At 47.2% G+C, this 218-nt stretch carries 1 protein-coding gene; it reads right to left on the minus strand.

Annotation, left to right across the window (positions count from 1 at the left end; all coding sequences use genetic code 11):
* The coding region (locus B3180_RS06935; protein ID WP_286843720.1) for a glutamine amidotransferase-related protein at positions 1-218 on the minus strand (218 nt) is incomplete at both ends.

Genomic DNA, 218 nt, shown 5'->3' on the forward strand with positions numbered 1-218 from the left:
ACCGCAAAGCCATGGTTCTGACTGGTGATCATAACCCGCTTCGTTGTCAAATCTTGTACGGGATGGTTCGCACCATGGTGGCCAAACTTCATTTTCATTGAACGCGCACCACTGGCGATGGCCAGCAATTGATGTCCAAGACAAATACCAAATATTGGAATGTCCTTATCCAGTAAGGTCTTGATTGCTGTAATAGCGTAGTCACAAGGCTCTGGGTC

The sequence above is a fragment of the Idiomarina sp. UBA4206 genome, from assembly GCF_002383015.1.
Classification (GTDB): Bacteria; Pseudomonadota; Gammaproteobacteria; order Enterobacterales; family Alteromonadaceae; genus Idiomarina; species Idiomarina abyssalis.